Consider the following 16,411-nt stretch of genomic DNA (forward strand, 5'->3'; position numbering starts at 1 on the left):
TGCAGGATTTTACAAGCTTATGTAGAATTATCCCTTAAGATAGTATTTAAGGGGTGACATTAATGTTTCAAATGCTTATAGGTATCGCTTTTTTAGGACTAATTACTATACCAGTATTCATATTAATTTTAGCTTTACGTCAAAACTTACTTGAATGTTTAAAACCTAAACCTAAAGCAAAGCAAAAACATGTTACAACCAGATCTTATTATAAAGATTCGGATGAGTTATTGCCAGTAAAATTAAGAGTTATAAAATAGTCTATTTCCACATGAATGGGGATAGATTTTTTTATTGATTAAGTCAAATTTGTTTCGAACAATGTACAGGAATAGTGAATAACATAGTAAATATAGGGCAAAATAAAAGGTAAAACAAGTTATTATAATAACTATGGCAGAAAGTTGTACAAAGTTTCAAGAGAATATACTTATTTAACATCTGAGGCTTATGCCTGAGAACGTAAAGTCAAAATTTTTTTATAAGGTTGGTGGATATATATGGATGAGAGATTACAGTGTCATCTTTGCAATAAAGAAGATAACGAAGGAATTATTATACTTAATAAATACATATGTAGAGAGTGTGAACTGGAAATAATATCTCCATCAGTTGATGAACTTAAATATGAAGTAATTAAAAGAAGCATTAAGGATATTTGGAAAGGTGTTTTTATTAATATAAATGTAAATAGTAATGGGATTTCCTTTTAGGAAATCCCATTACTATTTAAGTGAAAATTACAATATCAGACGATATTTTAACACTTAAAAAAATTATCATAAATTCTAAACTCAATAGGAACACATAATTTTACTTAAACCTAGTAACTTCCAATTTTGTTTTTCATATTTTCAAAGGATATTTTTCCTCTTTCACTTTTAACTTGTTCTATAGGGACGGAAAGCATTTGGGAGATTTCTATATCTGACTTTTTACTACCATAAGCCATTAAAAATTCCTTTAAGTTGGTAATTTTATTTTCTCTCATTAGCAGTCACCATCCTTTTCTAAGAACATTTTACATAGAAAATGAAAAAATCCTACACTACTATCAATATTTTGATTTCTAAGACTTTACATTGACTTATATATTACACAGACATAGTCTGTAGTAATATTATTTCTAAAAGATAAAGGTTTTATACATTGAAAGGGGAAAATTTTTTTCTCTCGAATAATATATATAAAGTCGTATTATGATATTACATAACTAAAGTAAAAAAAGGAGGTAAAAAATGACTAGTGCTCCTATTATAGATCAACTATTAAAACTAAATAATCAAGACATAGTATCATTTCATGTCCCAGGGCACAAAAATGGGAGGATTTATAATAAAATTTCATATAAAAACTTTCAAGATATTGTATATAGCTTAGATACTACAGAAATTCCTGGAACTGATAACCTGCATAATGCTAAAGATATAATTAGACAAAGTCAGGATAAGGCTAGCAAAATTTTTAAAAGTGAGGAGACATTTTTTTTGGTAAATGGTAGTACAGCTGGTATATACAGTATGATAATGGCATCCACCTGTCCGGGAGATAAAATACTTATAGATAGGAATTGTCATCAGTCAGTAATAAATGCTAGTATACTGGGCGATTTAGTACCAACATATGTTTATCCTAATATGGATGAAGAACAAGGAATTGCAATGGGAATATTACCAGAAGATATTGAAAAACAATTGATAGAGCATAGTGATATTAAAGCAGTAGTACTTACTTATCCAACTTATCATGGTATTGCATGTGATTTAAAAAAAATAAGGGAAATAGTACATAAATATGATAAAATACTATTAATAGATGAAGCTCACGGCGCACACTTTGGATTAAGTGAATATTTACCTCCATCTGCCTTAAGCTGTGGAGCAGATGGAGTGGTGCAAAGCACTCATAAAACATTACCTTCCTTTACACAAAGCTCTATGCTCCATGTGCAGGGAGATAGAATAGATAGGGAAAAACTGAAGTTTATGCTTAGAATCCATCAAAGTAGCAGTCCATCATACTTATTATTATCTTCTTTAGATTTTGCGGTTATGGTTTATGAAACTGAGGGTAAATATTTAATGAAAGATTTACTTGAAAACATTAATAATTTTAGGGAAATGGTTTATAAACTAGACAAAGTAAGTATAATGAGTAAGGATATAATAGGGATTAATGGAGTCCATGCTATAGACCCTACTCGACTATGGTTTGGATTAAAAGGTATTACAGGATATAGGCTGGAACAAAGACTTAGAGATGAATTTAATATACAGATGGAACTGTCTAATAATTATGGTGTATTGGCAGTAACATCAATTGCTAATGACACACAAGATTTTTACAGGTTGCTAAGTGCTCTTGATATAATTTCTAAAGAAGAAACAAATAAAGGCTTTTATGACTTACAATCTTTTATATATAAAATACCTGAACAGGTTTTTACTCCAAGGCAAGCTTTATATAAGAATAAGAAAAGAGTATTACTCAAGGAAAGTAGCGGCTATACTAGTGGGGAATCTATAATACCATATCCACCAGGTATCCCATTAATTGTTCCAGGAGAAAAAATTAATGATGAGGTTATAGAATATGTTACAGCTATTATTAAGTCTGGTAAAGAGATTTTAGGACTTAAAGATGCTAGTTACCAGTGGATTGAAATATTAGCATAGGTCAATCTATAGAATAAGCAAGGACTTAGTTCTTATGGAGTTTTAGAACTATTAACCATCGAACAAAGTATAAAATAAAATAGCATATGAGGTGATTAGGTGAACAAAGGATTATTTATTACTATAGAAGGTCCAGATGGTGCTGGGAAATCTACACAAATTCCTTTTATTAAGAGATTTTTAGAAAAAAAAGGGTATGAAGTATTATTAACAAGAGAGCCTGGAGGAACTGTAATAGGAGAGAAAATTAGAGGGTTAATCTTGGATAAAAACCATCAAGAAATGTCAGATATTACTGAAGCTCTATTATATGCAGCTTCTAGAGCACAACATGTGGCAGAGCTTATTATTCCAGCTCTTAATGAGGGAAAGGTTGTACTATGCGATAGATTTGTAGATTCAAGTATGGTTTACCAAGGAAAAGGTAGGGGTATAGGGCTAGAATCTATTAGAAACATTAATGACTTTGCTACCAACGGACTAAGGCCTAATCTTACTATTTTACTAGATATAGATCCTGAAGTGGGATTAAAACGTATTAAGGCTACAAAAGAAGTAGATAGATTGGAGCAGGAAAAATTAGATTTCCATAGAAAAGTTTATGAAGGATATATGGAGCTTATTAATATGTATCCAGAGCGTATTAAGGTTATTAGTGGGAATCAATCTATTGAAGACATAAGTAAGGATATTGAAAGTAAATTAAAAATATTAATAGGGGAGGAATAATTTTATGAAATTAATTATTGCTATTGTTCACGATGAGGATGTTCACCATCTTATAGATGATTTAACTAAAGATAAGTTCATGGTGACTAAATTGGCTACTACAGGGGGATTTTTAAAGGCTGGAAATACAACACTGTTAATCGGTGTAGAAGATGATAAAGTAGATAGGGTTATTGAAATTATTAAAAATAATTGCGAAACAAGAAATCAGATGGTTACTTCACCAACTCCAATATCTGGAGCTGCAGGAGTTTTTATTCCATATCCTATAGAGGTTAAGGTTGGAGGAGCAACAATATTTGTTGTAGATATAGAAAAACATTTAAAACTGTAGTAGAAAGTAGGGACAGAGAATGGCCTTTAAAGGTATTGTTGGGCAGGAAAAAGCTATAGAGAGCTTAAAACGAGCTCTAGAGCATGACCAAGTGGCCCATGCCTATTTGTTTGAGGGAGCAGAAGGACTAGGGAAAAAAGCTATAGCTCTAGAACTAGCCTCTGCTCTAGTTTGCAATAGTAATAAGGACAGGCCATGTGGCAAATGTAGTAGTTGTGTAAAGGTAAGCAGTGGTAACCATCCTGAAATTAAAGTAATTGAAGGTAAAGGAACAATAAAGGTTGATGAAATACGGGAGCTTATAAAGGATATACAACTAAAGCCCTATGAAGGCACACGAAAAGCCTATATTATATGTAATGCAGATAAAATGAATATACAAGCACAAAATGCTCTTTTAAAAACATTAGAAGAACCTCCTCTTTATGTTACTTTAATTCTGCTAACTACAAAGGGAAATAGCCTACTGCCTACAATTGTTTCTAGATGTCAAACCATAAAGCTAAATCCTGTACGTTTAGAGGATATAAAATCATATTTAATTAATAATAAAAATATTGATATGGAGAAGGCACAGATGCTTGCGGCTTTTTCTGGAGGTATTGTAGGTAGAGCAATCGAATTATTAGACAACCCTGATTTTCATCAAAGAAGAGAAGGGGTTATTAAACTATGTAACAATTTAATGGGTACAAAACTCCTTATCATATTAGATCAAATTTCGTTTTTCGAGGAACAAAGACCACATACTGAAGAGATTTTTGATCTTATGATTAGCTGGTATAGGGATCTTATGGTATATAAGGAAACAGGAAGTATGGATCTTGTAATAAATGTAGATAAAAAAGAAGTGATAGATTTTCAGGTAAAAGGAATAGATTTAGGGAAAGTTAGAGATATTATTTTTATAATAGAAAAAGCAAAAAATAATTTGAAAAGCAATGTTCAATTTCACTTGAATATAGAAGTAATGCTTTTAAATATCCAGGAGGTATTATCTAAATGGTAACGGTTGTAGGAGTAAGATTCAAAAAGGCAGGAAAGATATACTATTTTGATCCTAGCGACATAGAAATAAATAAAAATGATTTTGTTATTGTTGAAACTGCTAGAGGGGTAGAATTTGGACAGGTTGTAGTTGGGCCAAAGCAGGTTTTAGAAGAAGATATTGTTAGTCCTTTAAAATCCGTTATCCGTATTGCCACAGAAGAAGATGAAAATCAGCATACAGAGAATAAGATAAAAGAAAAGGAAGCCCTAGAAGTTTGTACTGAAAAAATCCGAAAACATGACCTAGATATGAATCTAGTAGATGTTGAGTATACATTTGATAATAATAAAGTCATCTTCTATTTTACTGCAGATGGTAGGGTTGATTTTAGAGAGTTAGTAAAGGATTTAGCTGCTGTTTTTAAAACAAGAATAGAACTAAGACAAATAGGTGTAAGAGACGAGGCAAAAATGCTCGGAGGAATTGGTCCATGTGGTAGATCTCTTTGCTGTTCCACTTGGCTTGGCGATTTTGAACCAGTTTCAATTAAAATGGCTAAGGATCAAAATCTTTCTTTAAATCCTGCTAAAATTTCGGGTATTTGTGGTCGATTATTTTGTTGCTTAAAATATGAACATGATGTATATGCACAAATCCTACAAAAACTACCGAGTGTAGGCTCTATAGTCTTAACTCCAGATGGAGAAGGTATTGTAGTTGAAGCTAATGTATTGTTAGAGTTTGTAAAGGTTAAAATTAATAATCCTAATGATAATAATGGAGAAATTAAATCCTACTTTTTACATGATGTAACTAAGGTTAAAGAAGTTGAAGTTGAGGTAGAAGATGAATTAGATATTCCAGAAGAGCTAAAATCTGAATTGAAAAAACTAGATGAAATATAGATTTATATAGTATGTAATAATAATAAAAGGAAAAGCTTATATAGAATGATTTATACATTACCCTAGGAGGTGGTTATGATGGCTTATGTAATTACTGATGAGTGTATTAGCTGTGGTTCTTGTGAACCAGAATGTCCAGTAGATGCTATTACAGCTGGCTCAGACAAATATGTTATAGATGCTGCAACATGTATCGAATGTGGAGCTTGTGCAAATGTATGTCCAGTAGATGCTCCAGTTCCACAATAGGACCCTTAGATAAGGGTCTTTTTTATTGAAATAAAAAATATAGGTTTTCTAATTACTAAAGTATTATTAACTGATTTTTACGACTTTTATAACTAATGTAACATATTAAATAATCAATGTTTATATATTTATAAGACATTTTTATGGAGTTTGTAAAAAATAGTAGGTCATATTTACTTATTACTATTGCAAAGTTAAGTAATATTTTCTATTATAGTATGGGAGCATTATTATATAGTTATTAATGAAATATATAGCCTGAATTATCTAAAAGTTATAGGAGTTGATATTATGGCAGAACATGTAATAGATAAGGCAAAAAAATGTTTGCAATGTAAAAATCCAAGATGTCAAAAAGGGTGTCCTATCAATACCCCTATAAAAGAAATGATCAATTTGTTTTTAGAAGGAGACATTAATGGGGCTGGAAAAATTGTATTTGAGAACAATCCATTATCTGTAGTGTGCTCTTTAGTATGCCCCCATGAAAGACAATGTGAGGGTAGTTGTATATTAGGAATAAAATCAAGTCCTGTTAAAATAGGTGATATAGAGAACTATATTTCAGACTATAGTTTAAATTTAATAGATTTAAAACCAGATAAGAAACGTAAAGGTAATATTGGAATAATAGGTTCTGGTCCAGCAGGTATCACTATAGCCTTACTGCTAGCCTTAAAGGGATATAATATTACAATATTCGAAGCTAAAGATAAGATAGGCGGAATGCTTAGATACGGAATTCCAGAGTTTAGATTACCTAAAGATATTTTAGATAAAATTAAAAATAGATTAGTAGAGCTAGGGGTCGTAATTAGGCCTAACGTATTAGTAGGTTCTAGAATAACCATTGAAGAGTTGTTTAGAGACGGATTTGATGCTATATTTATCGGTACAGGTGTATGGCAACCTAAAAAGCTAAATATTAGAGGTGAAAGCTTAGGACATGTTCATTTTGCAATTGATTATTTAAAAAACCCTGATGTATATAAATTAGGGAATAAGGTGTGCGTTATTGGTGGTGGAAACGTTGCAATGGATGTAGCTAGAACAGCTATTAGAAAAGGTTCTAAAGAGGTTACTATAATGTATAGGAGAGGCACTGAAGATATGCCTGCAACTAATCATGAAATAGAATATGCTAAAGTAGATGGAGTTAAGTTTGAGTTGTATAGGGCTCCTGTTGAAATTACAGAGGAAGGCATAATTTATATTGAAACTAAGATGGTAGCTGACGAAGCTGGAGAAAGACTTGTTACTGTAGATGGTTCTGAAAGCTTATTTGAGTGTAACTCTATTATGGTTGCAGTTAGCCAAGGACCTAGAACTAATATAATATCAACAACAAAAGGAATAGAAGTAAACGAAAGAGGGTTAGCAATAGTAGATGAACATGGCAGAACTACTAAAGAAGGAGTTTTTGCATCTGGGGATGTTGTTACTGGAGCGAGAACTGTTGTAGAGGCAGTAAAATATTCGAAGCATGTAGCTGAGGCTATTGATAAATATGTTAGTGGAAAATATGAAAAGAAGGCTAATAAAGTATGTTAATTAAAATAAAAATCAAGGGTATAGACATAGGTGCTTATTCTTGATTTTTTTTTAATTTTATTATTTAGAATAAACATATAAAAGGGCATTATTTTATATTTGTATATCTTTTATGTGATAATCATATGAAATTTATATCCAATTTAAAGTATTCAAAAAATAATACGTGATAAAAAAATATCAGGAGTTGAAAAAATATTCTAAAAGATGTATTATTGTCTTATAGAAAGTTATATAAAAAACATACATACAGTACCAGATGATAACAACGAGAGATATCCACTAGGGTAGCCGAAGAAGCAATGTAAAAGATGCCGATTTTTTTGCAGAAACTTTCAGGCAGAAGGATCGTTGTTTGATGGAACTCTGAAGAGCCCGTATATACGGCGCCGTAGGAGAAATACATTTTAGTGTAGAAACTCTCAGGCAAAAATACAGAGGACATGATGGCAGATTTTCTTACTATTCCATTATGTTCTTATTTTTTGCATAAATTATTAGAATATATTTTAAATTTGGGAATAATTTTGTATGGAGGAATTTCCTCATACTATTAATTAAAATGATGTACTAGCTTTAATTTAGGGTAAACTATTATAAAAGAGGAGGAGATATTTATGACCGAGCTGCGCAGAACATCCTTGTATGAAGCACACAAGAGACATGGCGGCAAATTAGTTGATTATTCAGGATGGGAAATGTCAGTACAGTTTGAGGGATTAACAGCTGAACATGAAGCAGTAAGAACAGCAGCAGGAATATTCGATGTATCTCACATGGGGGAAATCGAAGTAAAGGGGAATCAAGCAGAGGATTTTGTTCAGTACCTAGTTACAAATGACATATCTGTGCTTGAAGATAATCAAATTCTTTATACATTCATGTGTTACCCAGATGGAGGAGTAGTGGATGACCTTTTAGTTTATAAGTTTAACAATAATCATTACTATTTAGTAGTTAATGCAAGCAATGCTGATAAAGATTATGAGTGGATGAAGCAAAACTTAGGTAAATATGATGCAGAAATAATTAATATTTCTGATGATGTATCAGAAATTGCTATTCAAGGACCGAAGGCTCAAGAAATATTGCAAGAGCTTACTGACACAGATCTTTCAGAAATAAAGTTCTTCTATTTAAAGAGAGATGTAAATATAAATGGTGCTAACTGTCTTGTTTCAAGAACAGGCTATACTGGGGAAGATGGTTTTGAAATTTACTTAGATCATAAAGATGCTGATTCTTTATGGGAAAAGCTTATGGAAGTTGGTAAAGATAAAGGATTAAGGCCAGCAGGACTTGGAGCAAGAGATACCTTAAGATTTGAAGTTGCCTTACCTCTTTATGGCAATGAAATCTCTCAGGATATTAGTCCTCTAGAAGCAGGATTAGGCTTTTTTGTAAAGTTAAATAAAACTGACTTTATTGGTAAGGATGCCCTTGTTAAGCAAAAAGAAGAGGGATTAAAGAGAAAACTAGTGGGATTTGAAATGAAAGAAAATGGAGTACCTAGACATGGATACGAAGTGATGGCCGATGGAAAGGTTATAGGCTTTGTAACTACTGGGTATAATTCTCCAAGTCTGAAGAAAAATATTGGTTTTGCTCTAGTTGATGCTGAGTATGCAGCCTTAGGTACACCAATAGAAATTAAAGTTAGAAAGAGAACTTTAAAGGCAGAGGTAGTTGGTAAAAAGTTCTATGATAAGCATACGAAAAAATAACTTTAAATAAATATCTAAAGAAATAAAAGATAATAAAAACAATTCAAGGAGGAGTATGGTATGAAAATTGTAGAAGGACTTTTATATTCAAATGATCACGAGTGGGTAAAGGTAGAAGGAAATAAGGCTTACATTGGAGTTACAGACTATGCACAACATGCATTAGGAGAAATCGTGTATATTGAAATGCCAGAAGTTGGAGATGAGTTTGACAAAGGTGATGTTTTTGGTGTTGTTGAGTCTGTAAAGGCAGCTTCTGACTCATATCTACCAGTTTCAGGAAAAGTAGTTGAGATTAATGAAGCTCTAGAAGATTCTCCTGAACTTGTAAACGAAGATGCTTTTGCTAACTGGATTTTAGCAGTTGAATTAACAGATGAATCCGAACTTGGAACATTAATGAATGATGTAGAATACAAAGAGTTTTGCGATAAGGAGGAATAGTATGCATAGGTACATACCTAATACAGACACCGATGCCAAGCGAATGCTGGAGGCTATTGGAGCTAACTCCATGGAGGATCTGTTTAAGGACATACCTAAAGGACTTCAATTAGGTAGAGAACTTAATATAGAAGGACCATATTCCGAAATGGAAATAGTTCGCCATATGAAAGACCTTAGTGGCAAAAACAAAAGTACAGATGATTTAGTTTGCTTCTTAGGAGCAGGGGCATATGATCACTATATCCCTAGCGTAATTAAACATCTAGCGGGAAGATCAGAGTTTTATACAGCTTATACTCCATATCAACCAGAAATTAGTCAAGGTACCCTACAAGCAATATTTGAGTATCAAACTATGATCTGCAACTTAACAGGTATGGATGTAGCAAATGCTTCTATTTATGATGGTGCGACTGCGTGTGCTGAAGCGGCAATAATGGCAGCTGATAATACAAGACGTAAATCTATTGTTGTTTCTTCAACGGTACATCCTGAAGTAAGAAATGTTTTAAAAGTATATATGGGATTTAGAAATATTGAAGTAGTTGAAGTAGATATGCAAGATGGAGTAACAGATATAGACAAATTAAAGTCTGTAGTTGGGAAAGACACCGCAGGAGTTATAATCCAAAACCCGAACTTCTTTGGTATTATTGAAGATATAACAGAGGTTGAAAAAATTACTCATGAAAATAAAGCGCTATTTATTAATTATGTAGATCCTATTTCATTAGGAATATTAAAAAGTCCAGGAGAACTAGGTGCAGATATAGTTGTTGGAGAAGGCCAATCCTTAGGAAATAGCTTAAACTTTGGTGGACCATATTTAGGCTTCTTTGCAACTACATCTAAGTTAGTTAGAAAGATTCCTGGAAGAATAGTTGGTCAGTCTGAGGATGTGGATGGTAAGAGAGCGTTCGTTCTTACATTACAGGCAAGAGAGCAACATATTAGAAGATATAAAGCTACTTCAAATATTTGTTCTAACCAAGGGTTAGTTGCTCTTATGGCTTCTATTTATCTAACTACTTTAGGTAAAAAAGGAATTAGGGAAGTAGCTATGCAAAGTACTCAAAAAGCCCATTATGCTTTTAATGAAATTACTAAGGGTGGTAAGTTTAAACCATTATTTGATAAGCCATTCTTTAAAGAGTTTGCAGTAACTAGTAATTTAGATAGCTCTAAAGTTAATGAAGAGCTATTGAAGAACAACATCCTTGGAGGATATGAACTTAAGAAAGAATATTCAGAGTTAGATAATGGATTGTTGTTATGTGTAACTGAGAAAAGAACTAAGGAAGAAATAGATAAATTAGCTAGAGTAATGGAGGTGATATAATGAATACGGACTACACTAAACTAATCTTTGAAGTTTCTCAAGAAGGTAGAAAGGCATATAGCCTACCTAAATGTGATGTAGAAGAGGTTAATATTGAAAGTCTAATTCCTAGTGAGTTTTTAAGTGATAAGGAATTAGATTTGCCAGAGGTAAGCGAAGTAGATGTTATTAGACATTATACTCAATTATCTAATAAAAATTATGGAGTAGATACAGGTTTTTATCCATTAGGATCTTGTACTATGAAGTATAACCCTAAAATAAATGAAGATATGGCAGATCTTTCAGGATTTAGAAACATACATCCTTACCAGCCAATAGAAACTGTACAAGGAGCTTTAGAGCTTATGTATGGACTAGATAAAATGCTGGCAGAAGTAGCTGGTATGGAAAGAATGACTCTTCAACCTGCTGCAGGAGCGCATGGAGAGCTTGTAGGATTAATGATAATAAAGGCTTACCATGATAAGCGGGGAGATAAGAAAAGAACAAAGATTATAGTTCCAGATTCTGCACATGGAACAAACCCAGCTAGTGCAGCTGTTGCTGGATTTGATATTGTGGAAGTAAAATCAGATAAAAACGGGGCTGTTGACATAGAAAGTCTTAAGTCAGTTCTAAGTGATGAAATTGCCGGATTAATGTTAACAAACCCAAGTACCCTCGGACTTTTTGAAACAAATATTAAAGAAATTGCAGACTTAGTTCATGAAGCAGGTGGCTTATTATATTATGATGGTGCTAACATGAACGCAATTATGGGTGTTACAAGACCGGGAGATATGGGGTTTGACGTAATTCATTATAACCTACATAAAACCTTCTCTACACCTCACGGTGGTGGAGGCCCTGGAAGTGGTCCTGTAGGAGTTAGAAAAGATTTAGTAGAGTTTTTACCTTCTCCAGTTGTAGAGAAAAAAGGAGATAACTATATACTAGATTATGATAGACCACACTCTATAGGTAAAATAAAGAGTTTTTATGGACATTTTGGAATACTTGTTAGAGCATATACTTATATACTTTCATATGGACCTGGACTTAAAGAAGTTAGTGAAAAGGCAGTGCTTAATGCAAACTACATGATGCATAAATTAAAGGAAAAATATTATCTTCCAATAGAGCAAGTATGTAAACATGAATTTGTATTAGGAGGCCTAAATGAGGATATACTAGGAATATCTACACTTGATATTGCGAAACGTCTACTTGATTATGGATACCATCCACCTACAATTTACTTCCCACTTATAGTAAATGAGGCAATAATGATAGAGCCAACGGAAACTGAAAGTGTGGAGACTCTAGATAGATTTATAGATGCGATGAATAAAATTGCTGATGAAGCGAAAGAAAACCCTGAGTTATTGAAGAATGCTCCTCATAATACCCATGTAAGAAGAATAGATGAAGCAAAGGCAGCTAGAAACTTAATAGTTAAGTGGGAAAAAAGTGAGTAAAAACAATAGTTAACATATTTATACTGTTGTAACTCCCTCTTGGAAAAGAGGGAGTTACAACGTTTAATAAAGAAAACTTACTTCAGATGTAGTGCTTAATTTCTCGTCTATAAAAGCGGGAATATTAGCAATATACCAAAGATAAATACTAAGGAGGAAAGATAATGTTGTTTGGACAAGATGGGAATTTAGAACAAGATTTGCTAAAGAGTATAAAGGCATCTATAGATGATAGAGTTGCTAGCGCTTGCGAAACGTGAGACATGGCAAGTGTACTTGCACCCGCCTGGGGCGTTAAAGAAATGGCAGATCCAAATAAAGCACAAGAAATAAGAGAATACATGCAAAGTGTGGCAGGCTCTAATTTCACACTATCATCTGGTGAAACAGTAACTGTAATAAAAGGTGATGTAAAGGAAAAGAATGGTGAGGCAATACTAATTTTTAGATACCAAATAGTAAAATAGTATTGCAGTATCATAAAAAATAAATAAGAATACCCTCTGTTTATATGGCAGAGGGTATTTTTATCAATTATAATATAAGTATGAGGAAATTACACTAGTCATTAATTAAATACTAATATTAATTAGAATTATAATATACGGCTTCTTCATATATTAAGTCATGCAAAAGGGGTGGTTTTATGGAGTGTAGTCATAATAAAGACTGTAATAATAAAGATACAATCTGTGTTTCTAGAGTTCCAATATTTAACGGGCTAAATTGGGATGAGACTATGGAAGTTGCTAACATTACAGAACATATGAAGTTTAGAAAGGGAGAAGTAATCTTTTTGGACGGAGATAGACTAGATAAACTCTATATTATCAATGAAGGCAGGGTTAAAATATATAAAATATCTGAAGATGGTAAAGAACAAATCATTAGAATACTAGAGCCTGGAGATTTTATGGGAGAGCTTTCTTTATTTAAACAAACTCCATCAAATAGTAATGCAGAAGCTTTGGAGGCAACTATAGTGTGTGTTATTGAAGGGAAAAAAATAAAAGATATCTTATATAAAAATCCAGGTATTTCTATTAAAATAACCGAAGAATTAAGTAATAGGCTAGCAAAGGCTGATAACTTAATTGAAAGACTAGTGCTACATGATGTAGAAAGTCGTGTTGCACACATTCTTTTAAGTATGATAGGACCAGATGGGAATGTTAATCTAACTATTAGTAAAAAGGATTTGGCATCTTATATAGGAATGTCTCAAGAAACATTAAGCAGGAAGCTATCACACTTCCAAGCCATGGGTTTGATAAAACTGGTTGGACAAAGGCAAGTAAGTATATTAGATAAAGAAGGCCTAGAGAATATGGCTAATTATTAAGAGAAAGAATTTACTTAATGAGGGAGTTAAGCCTATCTCAACTGAGTCTAGTTTACAATAAGGAGAAGGTCTATGAAAAAAAAGTTAGCTATTTTATGTTATAGCCAGGCAACCCTAAATATGTATTATGAGCAAATAAGAAGTTTGTTCCAAGAAAATCTCCATATTGAAAAATACTGTATAGAGGGTGGCTCTATTACAAAGGAAATAATAGCAGATTTAGTTCTAGTTCCTTCTTTTGATGCCTTTGATAAGGTTCGGCGATTTATTAAAAAAACGGATAAGGTTTTATTCGTACATAGAACAATATCAAAATTAGGACTAGATAAGATTATGGATATTAGGAAAGGAACGGATACTTTCCTTTTGGATGAAAGCATAGAAATGTCAAAGCAGATGGTTTCCACCCTATATCAGATTGGAGTTAATCATATTAACTTAATACCCACATGTCCACAGGAAAAATTGGAACTGGATAATAAAACAATAATCATTTTAGGTAAATCTAGCTATAATCTTGATGGAGCTAAGGAGATTATTAATATAGGAAATAGTTTATTGGATATTAATACAATAATTGAAATTGGAGTCAGATTAGATCTCTTATACATATTAAACAGACAAAATATTGGAAAAAGCTATAGAGAGATTGCAACAGCCAATTATGGCCTTTCGCAGATTTTAGGTATAACAAATATGTCTGAAGGACAATTGGATATACTACTTCAAATTATAGATGATGGAGTAATAGGAATCGACTCTAAAGGAACTATATTTTTATATAACGAAAATGCAGAACAGACAACAGGGTATAAAAGTAAAGAGGTTATGAATAGGGATGGAATAAAATTATTTCCTCAAATTCCATTTAAAAATGTCTTAGAAAATCTACAGTCTGTAAAAGAAATACTAATAAAAATAAATGGTATTGATTTAATAGTATCAGTAGATCCTATTATTCACTCAGAAAGACTATATGGGGCCGTAGCTATTATTAGAAGGTTTAGTGATGCAGAGAAGAAACAGCATAGGTTAAGGGCTAAGGTTATTGGAAAAGGTCATAAAGCTAAATACAATTTTGGAGATATAACGGGAGAAAGCGATGCTATAAAAAAATCTATAGAAATAGCAAAACGAATGGCAAAGTCTAATTCTTCTATATTAATAACCGGAGAAAGTGGAACAGGTAAGGAGCTTTTTGCTCAAGCAATACATAATAATTCCCGAAGAAGAAATTTTCAATTTGTTGCTATTAACTGTGGTGCTCTACCTGAGAGCCTTTTAGAAAGCGAACTTTTTGGATATGAAGAAGGGGCCTTTACTGGGGCCAGAAAAGGTGGTAAGCCGGGTCTATTTGAACTTGCTCATAATGGAACACTATTTTTAGATGAAATAGGAGAAATGCCACCAAGTCTTCAAATGAGACTGTTAAGGGTCCTACAGGAAAGAGAGGTAATGCGCTTAGGTGGAGATAGTATAATAAATGTTGATATTAGAATAATTGCTGCTACTAATAAAAATTTAAAGGAAATAATGGAAACAGGAGAGTTTAGAGAGGACTTATATTATAGACTAAATGTGTTACCCCTTAAAGTTCCTCCATTAAGATCTAGAAAAAAAGACATATTGCCATTGATAGAACAGTTTAAGAGAGAGTTTAGAGGTTCCTTTCAATTATCATTACCTGCAGAGGAATTGATTCTATCATATAACTGGAAAGGCAATGTAAGGGAACTAAAAAACTACATAGAATATTTAGTTAGTTTAGAGATAAAAGAAGTAGATATAAAGGATTTGCCATTCGAAATAGCAGATGTATTAAAAGAAGAAGCATATGATGGAATAAAATATGAAGGATGCGATAAAGCGGTAGAAGAAGAGCTTGTGGAGAATCTTACAAAAGATATAGGGAAAAACTTAGATAAATATATTTTTGTATTAGATGAATTAGAAAAGGCTTTTATACAAAATAAAAGATTAGGACGAAGAAGCATATTATATACAGCAAGGGAAAAGAATATTTTTATTAGCGAACAGGAAATAAGAAATATTATTACTTCTTTAGAAGAAAAGAAAATGGTTAATATTTTTAAAGGACGTGGAGGAACTGTAATTACAGAGCATGGGATAAGAGTATTAAAAGAATTAAAAAGGGTCTGAAGAATTCAGACCCTAATTGTTGCTATACCATATAAGGTTTTTAAATCTCTTTTAGTAAGTTAGCCATTTCAATAGCAGTAACAGCTGCATCATAGCCTTTGTTTCCTGACTTAGTCCCTGCTCGTTCAATAGCTTGCTCGATAGTATCTGTTGTAAGCACGCCAAATATTATAGGAATCTCTGTATCTAGGGAAACGCTAGCAACGCCCTTAGTTACTTCGTTAGATACATAGTCAAAGTGAGGAGTAGCACCTCTTATAACAGCACCAAGGCATATTATGCCATCATATCTTTCAGACTTAGCCATTTTTTTTGCCACAAGTGGGATTTCAAATGCTCCAGGTACCCAAGTAATATCAATATCTGCCTCTTCAACACCGTGACGCTTTAAGGCATCAAGTGCTCCTGATAAAAGTTTGCCTCCAATAAATTCATTAAATCTTCCTACTATAATACCAAATTTTAATCCCTGAGAAATTAATTTACCTTCAAATATATTCATTAT

At 32.5% G+C, this 16,411-nt stretch carries 18 protein-coding genes and 2 riboswitches; of the genes, 16 read left to right on the plus strand and 2 right to left on the minus strand.

The window, feature by feature from the left end; all coding sequences use genetic code 11:
- Positions 1-62 precede the first annotated feature (62 nt).
- The gene (locus tag KQI88_RS05120) at positions 63-260 is read left to right on the plus strand and encodes a hypothetical protein (RefSeq protein WP_216415288.1); all 198 of its coding nucleotides are present in this window, start codon (positions 63-65) and stop codon (positions 258-260) included.
- 240 nt (positions 261-500) lie between these two features.
- Complete coding sequence (locus KQI88_RS05125; protein ID WP_216415289.1) at positions 501-713, plus strand: sigma factor G inhibitor Gin; 213 nt, start codon at positions 501-503, stop codon at positions 711-713.
- A gap of 110 nt (positions 714-823) precedes the next feature.
- On the opposite strand, the gene KQI88_RS05130 is transcribed toward KQI88_RS05125, so the two are convergent.
- Positions 824-991, minus strand: a complete 168-nt coding sequence (locus tag KQI88_RS05130) for a hypothetical protein (RefSeq protein ID WP_216415290.1) — start codon at positions 989-991, stop codon at positions 824-826.
- Between the two features lie 247 nt (positions 992-1,238).
- Here KQI88_RS05130 and KQI88_RS05135 point away from each other — a divergent pair, with 247 nt between their 5' ends.
- The 14 genes from KQI88_RS05135 (at position 1,239) to KQI88_RS05200 (ending at position 15,906) form a co-directional block, all read left to right on the plus strand.
- Positions 1,239-2,675: an aminotransferase class I/II-fold pyridoxal phosphate-dependent enzyme gene (locus tag KQI88_RS05135; RefSeq protein WP_216415291.1), complete on the plus strand. Its 1,437-nt coding sequence runs from the start codon at positions 1,239-1,241 to the stop codon at positions 2,673-2,675.
- A gap of 99 nt (positions 2,676-2,774) precedes the next feature.
- Positions 2,775-3,404: a dTMP kinase gene (gene tmk, locus KQI88_RS05140; RefSeq protein ID WP_216415292.1), complete on the plus strand. Its 630-nt coding sequence runs from the start codon at positions 2,775-2,777 to the stop codon at positions 3,402-3,404.
- A 4-nt stretch (positions 3,405-3,408) separates the two neighbouring features.
- Complete coding sequence (locus KQI88_RS05145; protein ID WP_216415293.1) at positions 3,409-3,738, plus strand: cyclic-di-AMP receptor; 330 nt, start codon at positions 3,409-3,411, stop codon at positions 3,736-3,738.
- A gap of 19 nt (positions 3,739-3,757) precedes the next feature.
- Positions 3,758-4,747: a DNA polymerase III subunit delta' gene (gene holB / locus KQI88_RS05150; protein WP_216415294.1), complete on the plus strand. Its 990-nt coding sequence runs from the start codon at positions 3,758-3,760 to the stop codon at positions 4,745-4,747.
- Positions 4,741-5,634, plus strand: a complete 894-nt coding sequence (locus KQI88_RS05155; RefSeq protein ID WP_216415295.1) for a PSP1 domain-containing protein — start codon at positions 4,741-4,743, stop codon at positions 5,632-5,634. The genes holB and KQI88_RS05155 overlap by 7 nt, the downstream gene beginning before the upstream one ends.
- A gap of 78 nt (positions 5,635-5,712) precedes the next feature.
- Positions 5,713-5,883, plus strand: coding sequence for a DUF362 domain-containing protein (locus KQI88_RS05160; RefSeq protein ID WP_216415896.1), 171 nt, complete (start codon positions 5,713-5,715; stop codon positions 5,881-5,883).
- 291 nt (positions 5,884-6,174) lie between these two features.
- Positions 6,175-7,434 (plus strand): NAD(P)-dependent oxidoreductase, encoded by a 1,260-nt coding sequence (locus KQI88_RS05165; protein WP_216415296.1) that lies wholly within the window; start codon positions 6,175-6,177, stop codon positions 7,432-7,434.
- A gap of 259 nt (positions 7,435-7,693) precedes the next feature.
- Positions 7,694-7,795: riboswitch (glycine riboswitch) on the plus strand.
- Positions 7,796-7,798: 3 nt separating this feature from the next.
- Positions 7,799-7,874: riboswitch (glycine riboswitch) on the plus strand.
- 177 nt (positions 7,875-8,051) lie between these two features.
- Positions 8,052-9,158, plus strand: a complete 1,107-nt coding sequence (gcvT, locus tag KQI88_RS05170; RefSeq protein ID WP_216415297.1) for a glycine cleavage system aminomethyltransferase GcvT — start codon at positions 8,052-8,054, stop codon at positions 9,156-9,158.
- 60 nt (positions 9,159-9,218) lie between these two features.
- Positions 9,219-9,602, plus strand: a complete 384-nt coding sequence (gene gcvH / locus KQI88_RS05175) for a glycine cleavage system protein GcvH (RefSeq protein WP_212381213.1) — start codon at positions 9,219-9,221, stop codon at positions 9,600-9,602.
- 1 nt (position 9,603) lies between these two features.
- Positions 9,604-10,944: an aminomethyl-transferring glycine dehydrogenase subunit GcvPA gene (gene gcvPA / locus KQI88_RS05180; protein ID WP_216415298.1), complete on the plus strand. Its 1,341-nt coding sequence runs from the start codon at positions 9,604-9,606 to the stop codon at positions 10,942-10,944.
- Positions 10,944-12,404, plus strand: coding sequence for an aminomethyl-transferring glycine dehydrogenase subunit GcvPB (gene gcvPB, locus KQI88_RS05185; protein ID WP_216415299.1), 1,461 nt, complete (start codon positions 10,944-10,946; stop codon positions 12,402-12,404). The genes gcvPA and gcvPB overlap by 1 nt, the downstream gene beginning before the upstream one ends.
- 263 nt (positions 12,405-12,667) lie before the next feature.
- Positions 12,668-12,871 carry a hypothetical protein gene (locus KQI88_RS05190; RefSeq protein ID WP_216415300.1) on the plus strand — a complete coding sequence of 68 codons (204 nt, stop codon included), beginning with the start codon at positions 12,668-12,670 and terminating at the stop codon, positions 12,869-12,871.
- A gap of 179 nt (positions 12,872-13,050) precedes the next feature.
- Complete coding sequence (locus KQI88_RS05195) at positions 13,051-13,746, plus strand: Crp/Fnr family transcriptional regulator (protein ID WP_216415301.1); 696 nt, start codon at positions 13,051-13,053, stop codon at positions 13,744-13,746.
- Between the two features lie 72 nt (positions 13,747-13,818).
- Positions 13,819-15,906 carry a sigma-54 interaction domain-containing protein gene (locus tag KQI88_RS05200; protein WP_216415302.1) on the plus strand — a complete coding sequence of 696 codons (2,088 nt, stop codon included), beginning with the start codon at positions 13,819-13,821 and terminating at the stop codon, positions 15,904-15,906.
- 40 nt (positions 15,907-15,946) lie between these two features.
- Here the strand turns inward: KQI88_RS05200 and ribH are convergent, their stop codons facing one another.
- The gene (gene ribH, locus KQI88_RS05205; RefSeq protein WP_216415303.1) at positions 15,947-16,408 is read right to left on the minus strand and encodes a 6,7-dimethyl-8-ribityllumazine synthase; all 462 of its coding nucleotides are present in this window, start codon (positions 16,406-16,408) and stop codon (positions 15,947-15,949) included.
- Positions 16,409-16,411 lie beyond the last annotated feature (3 nt).

The sequence above is a fragment of the Alkaliphilus flagellatus genome, assembly GCF_018919215.1.
Lineage (GTDB): Bacteria > Bacillota > Clostridia > Peptostreptococcales > Natronincolaceae > Alkaliphilus_B > Alkaliphilus_B flagellatus.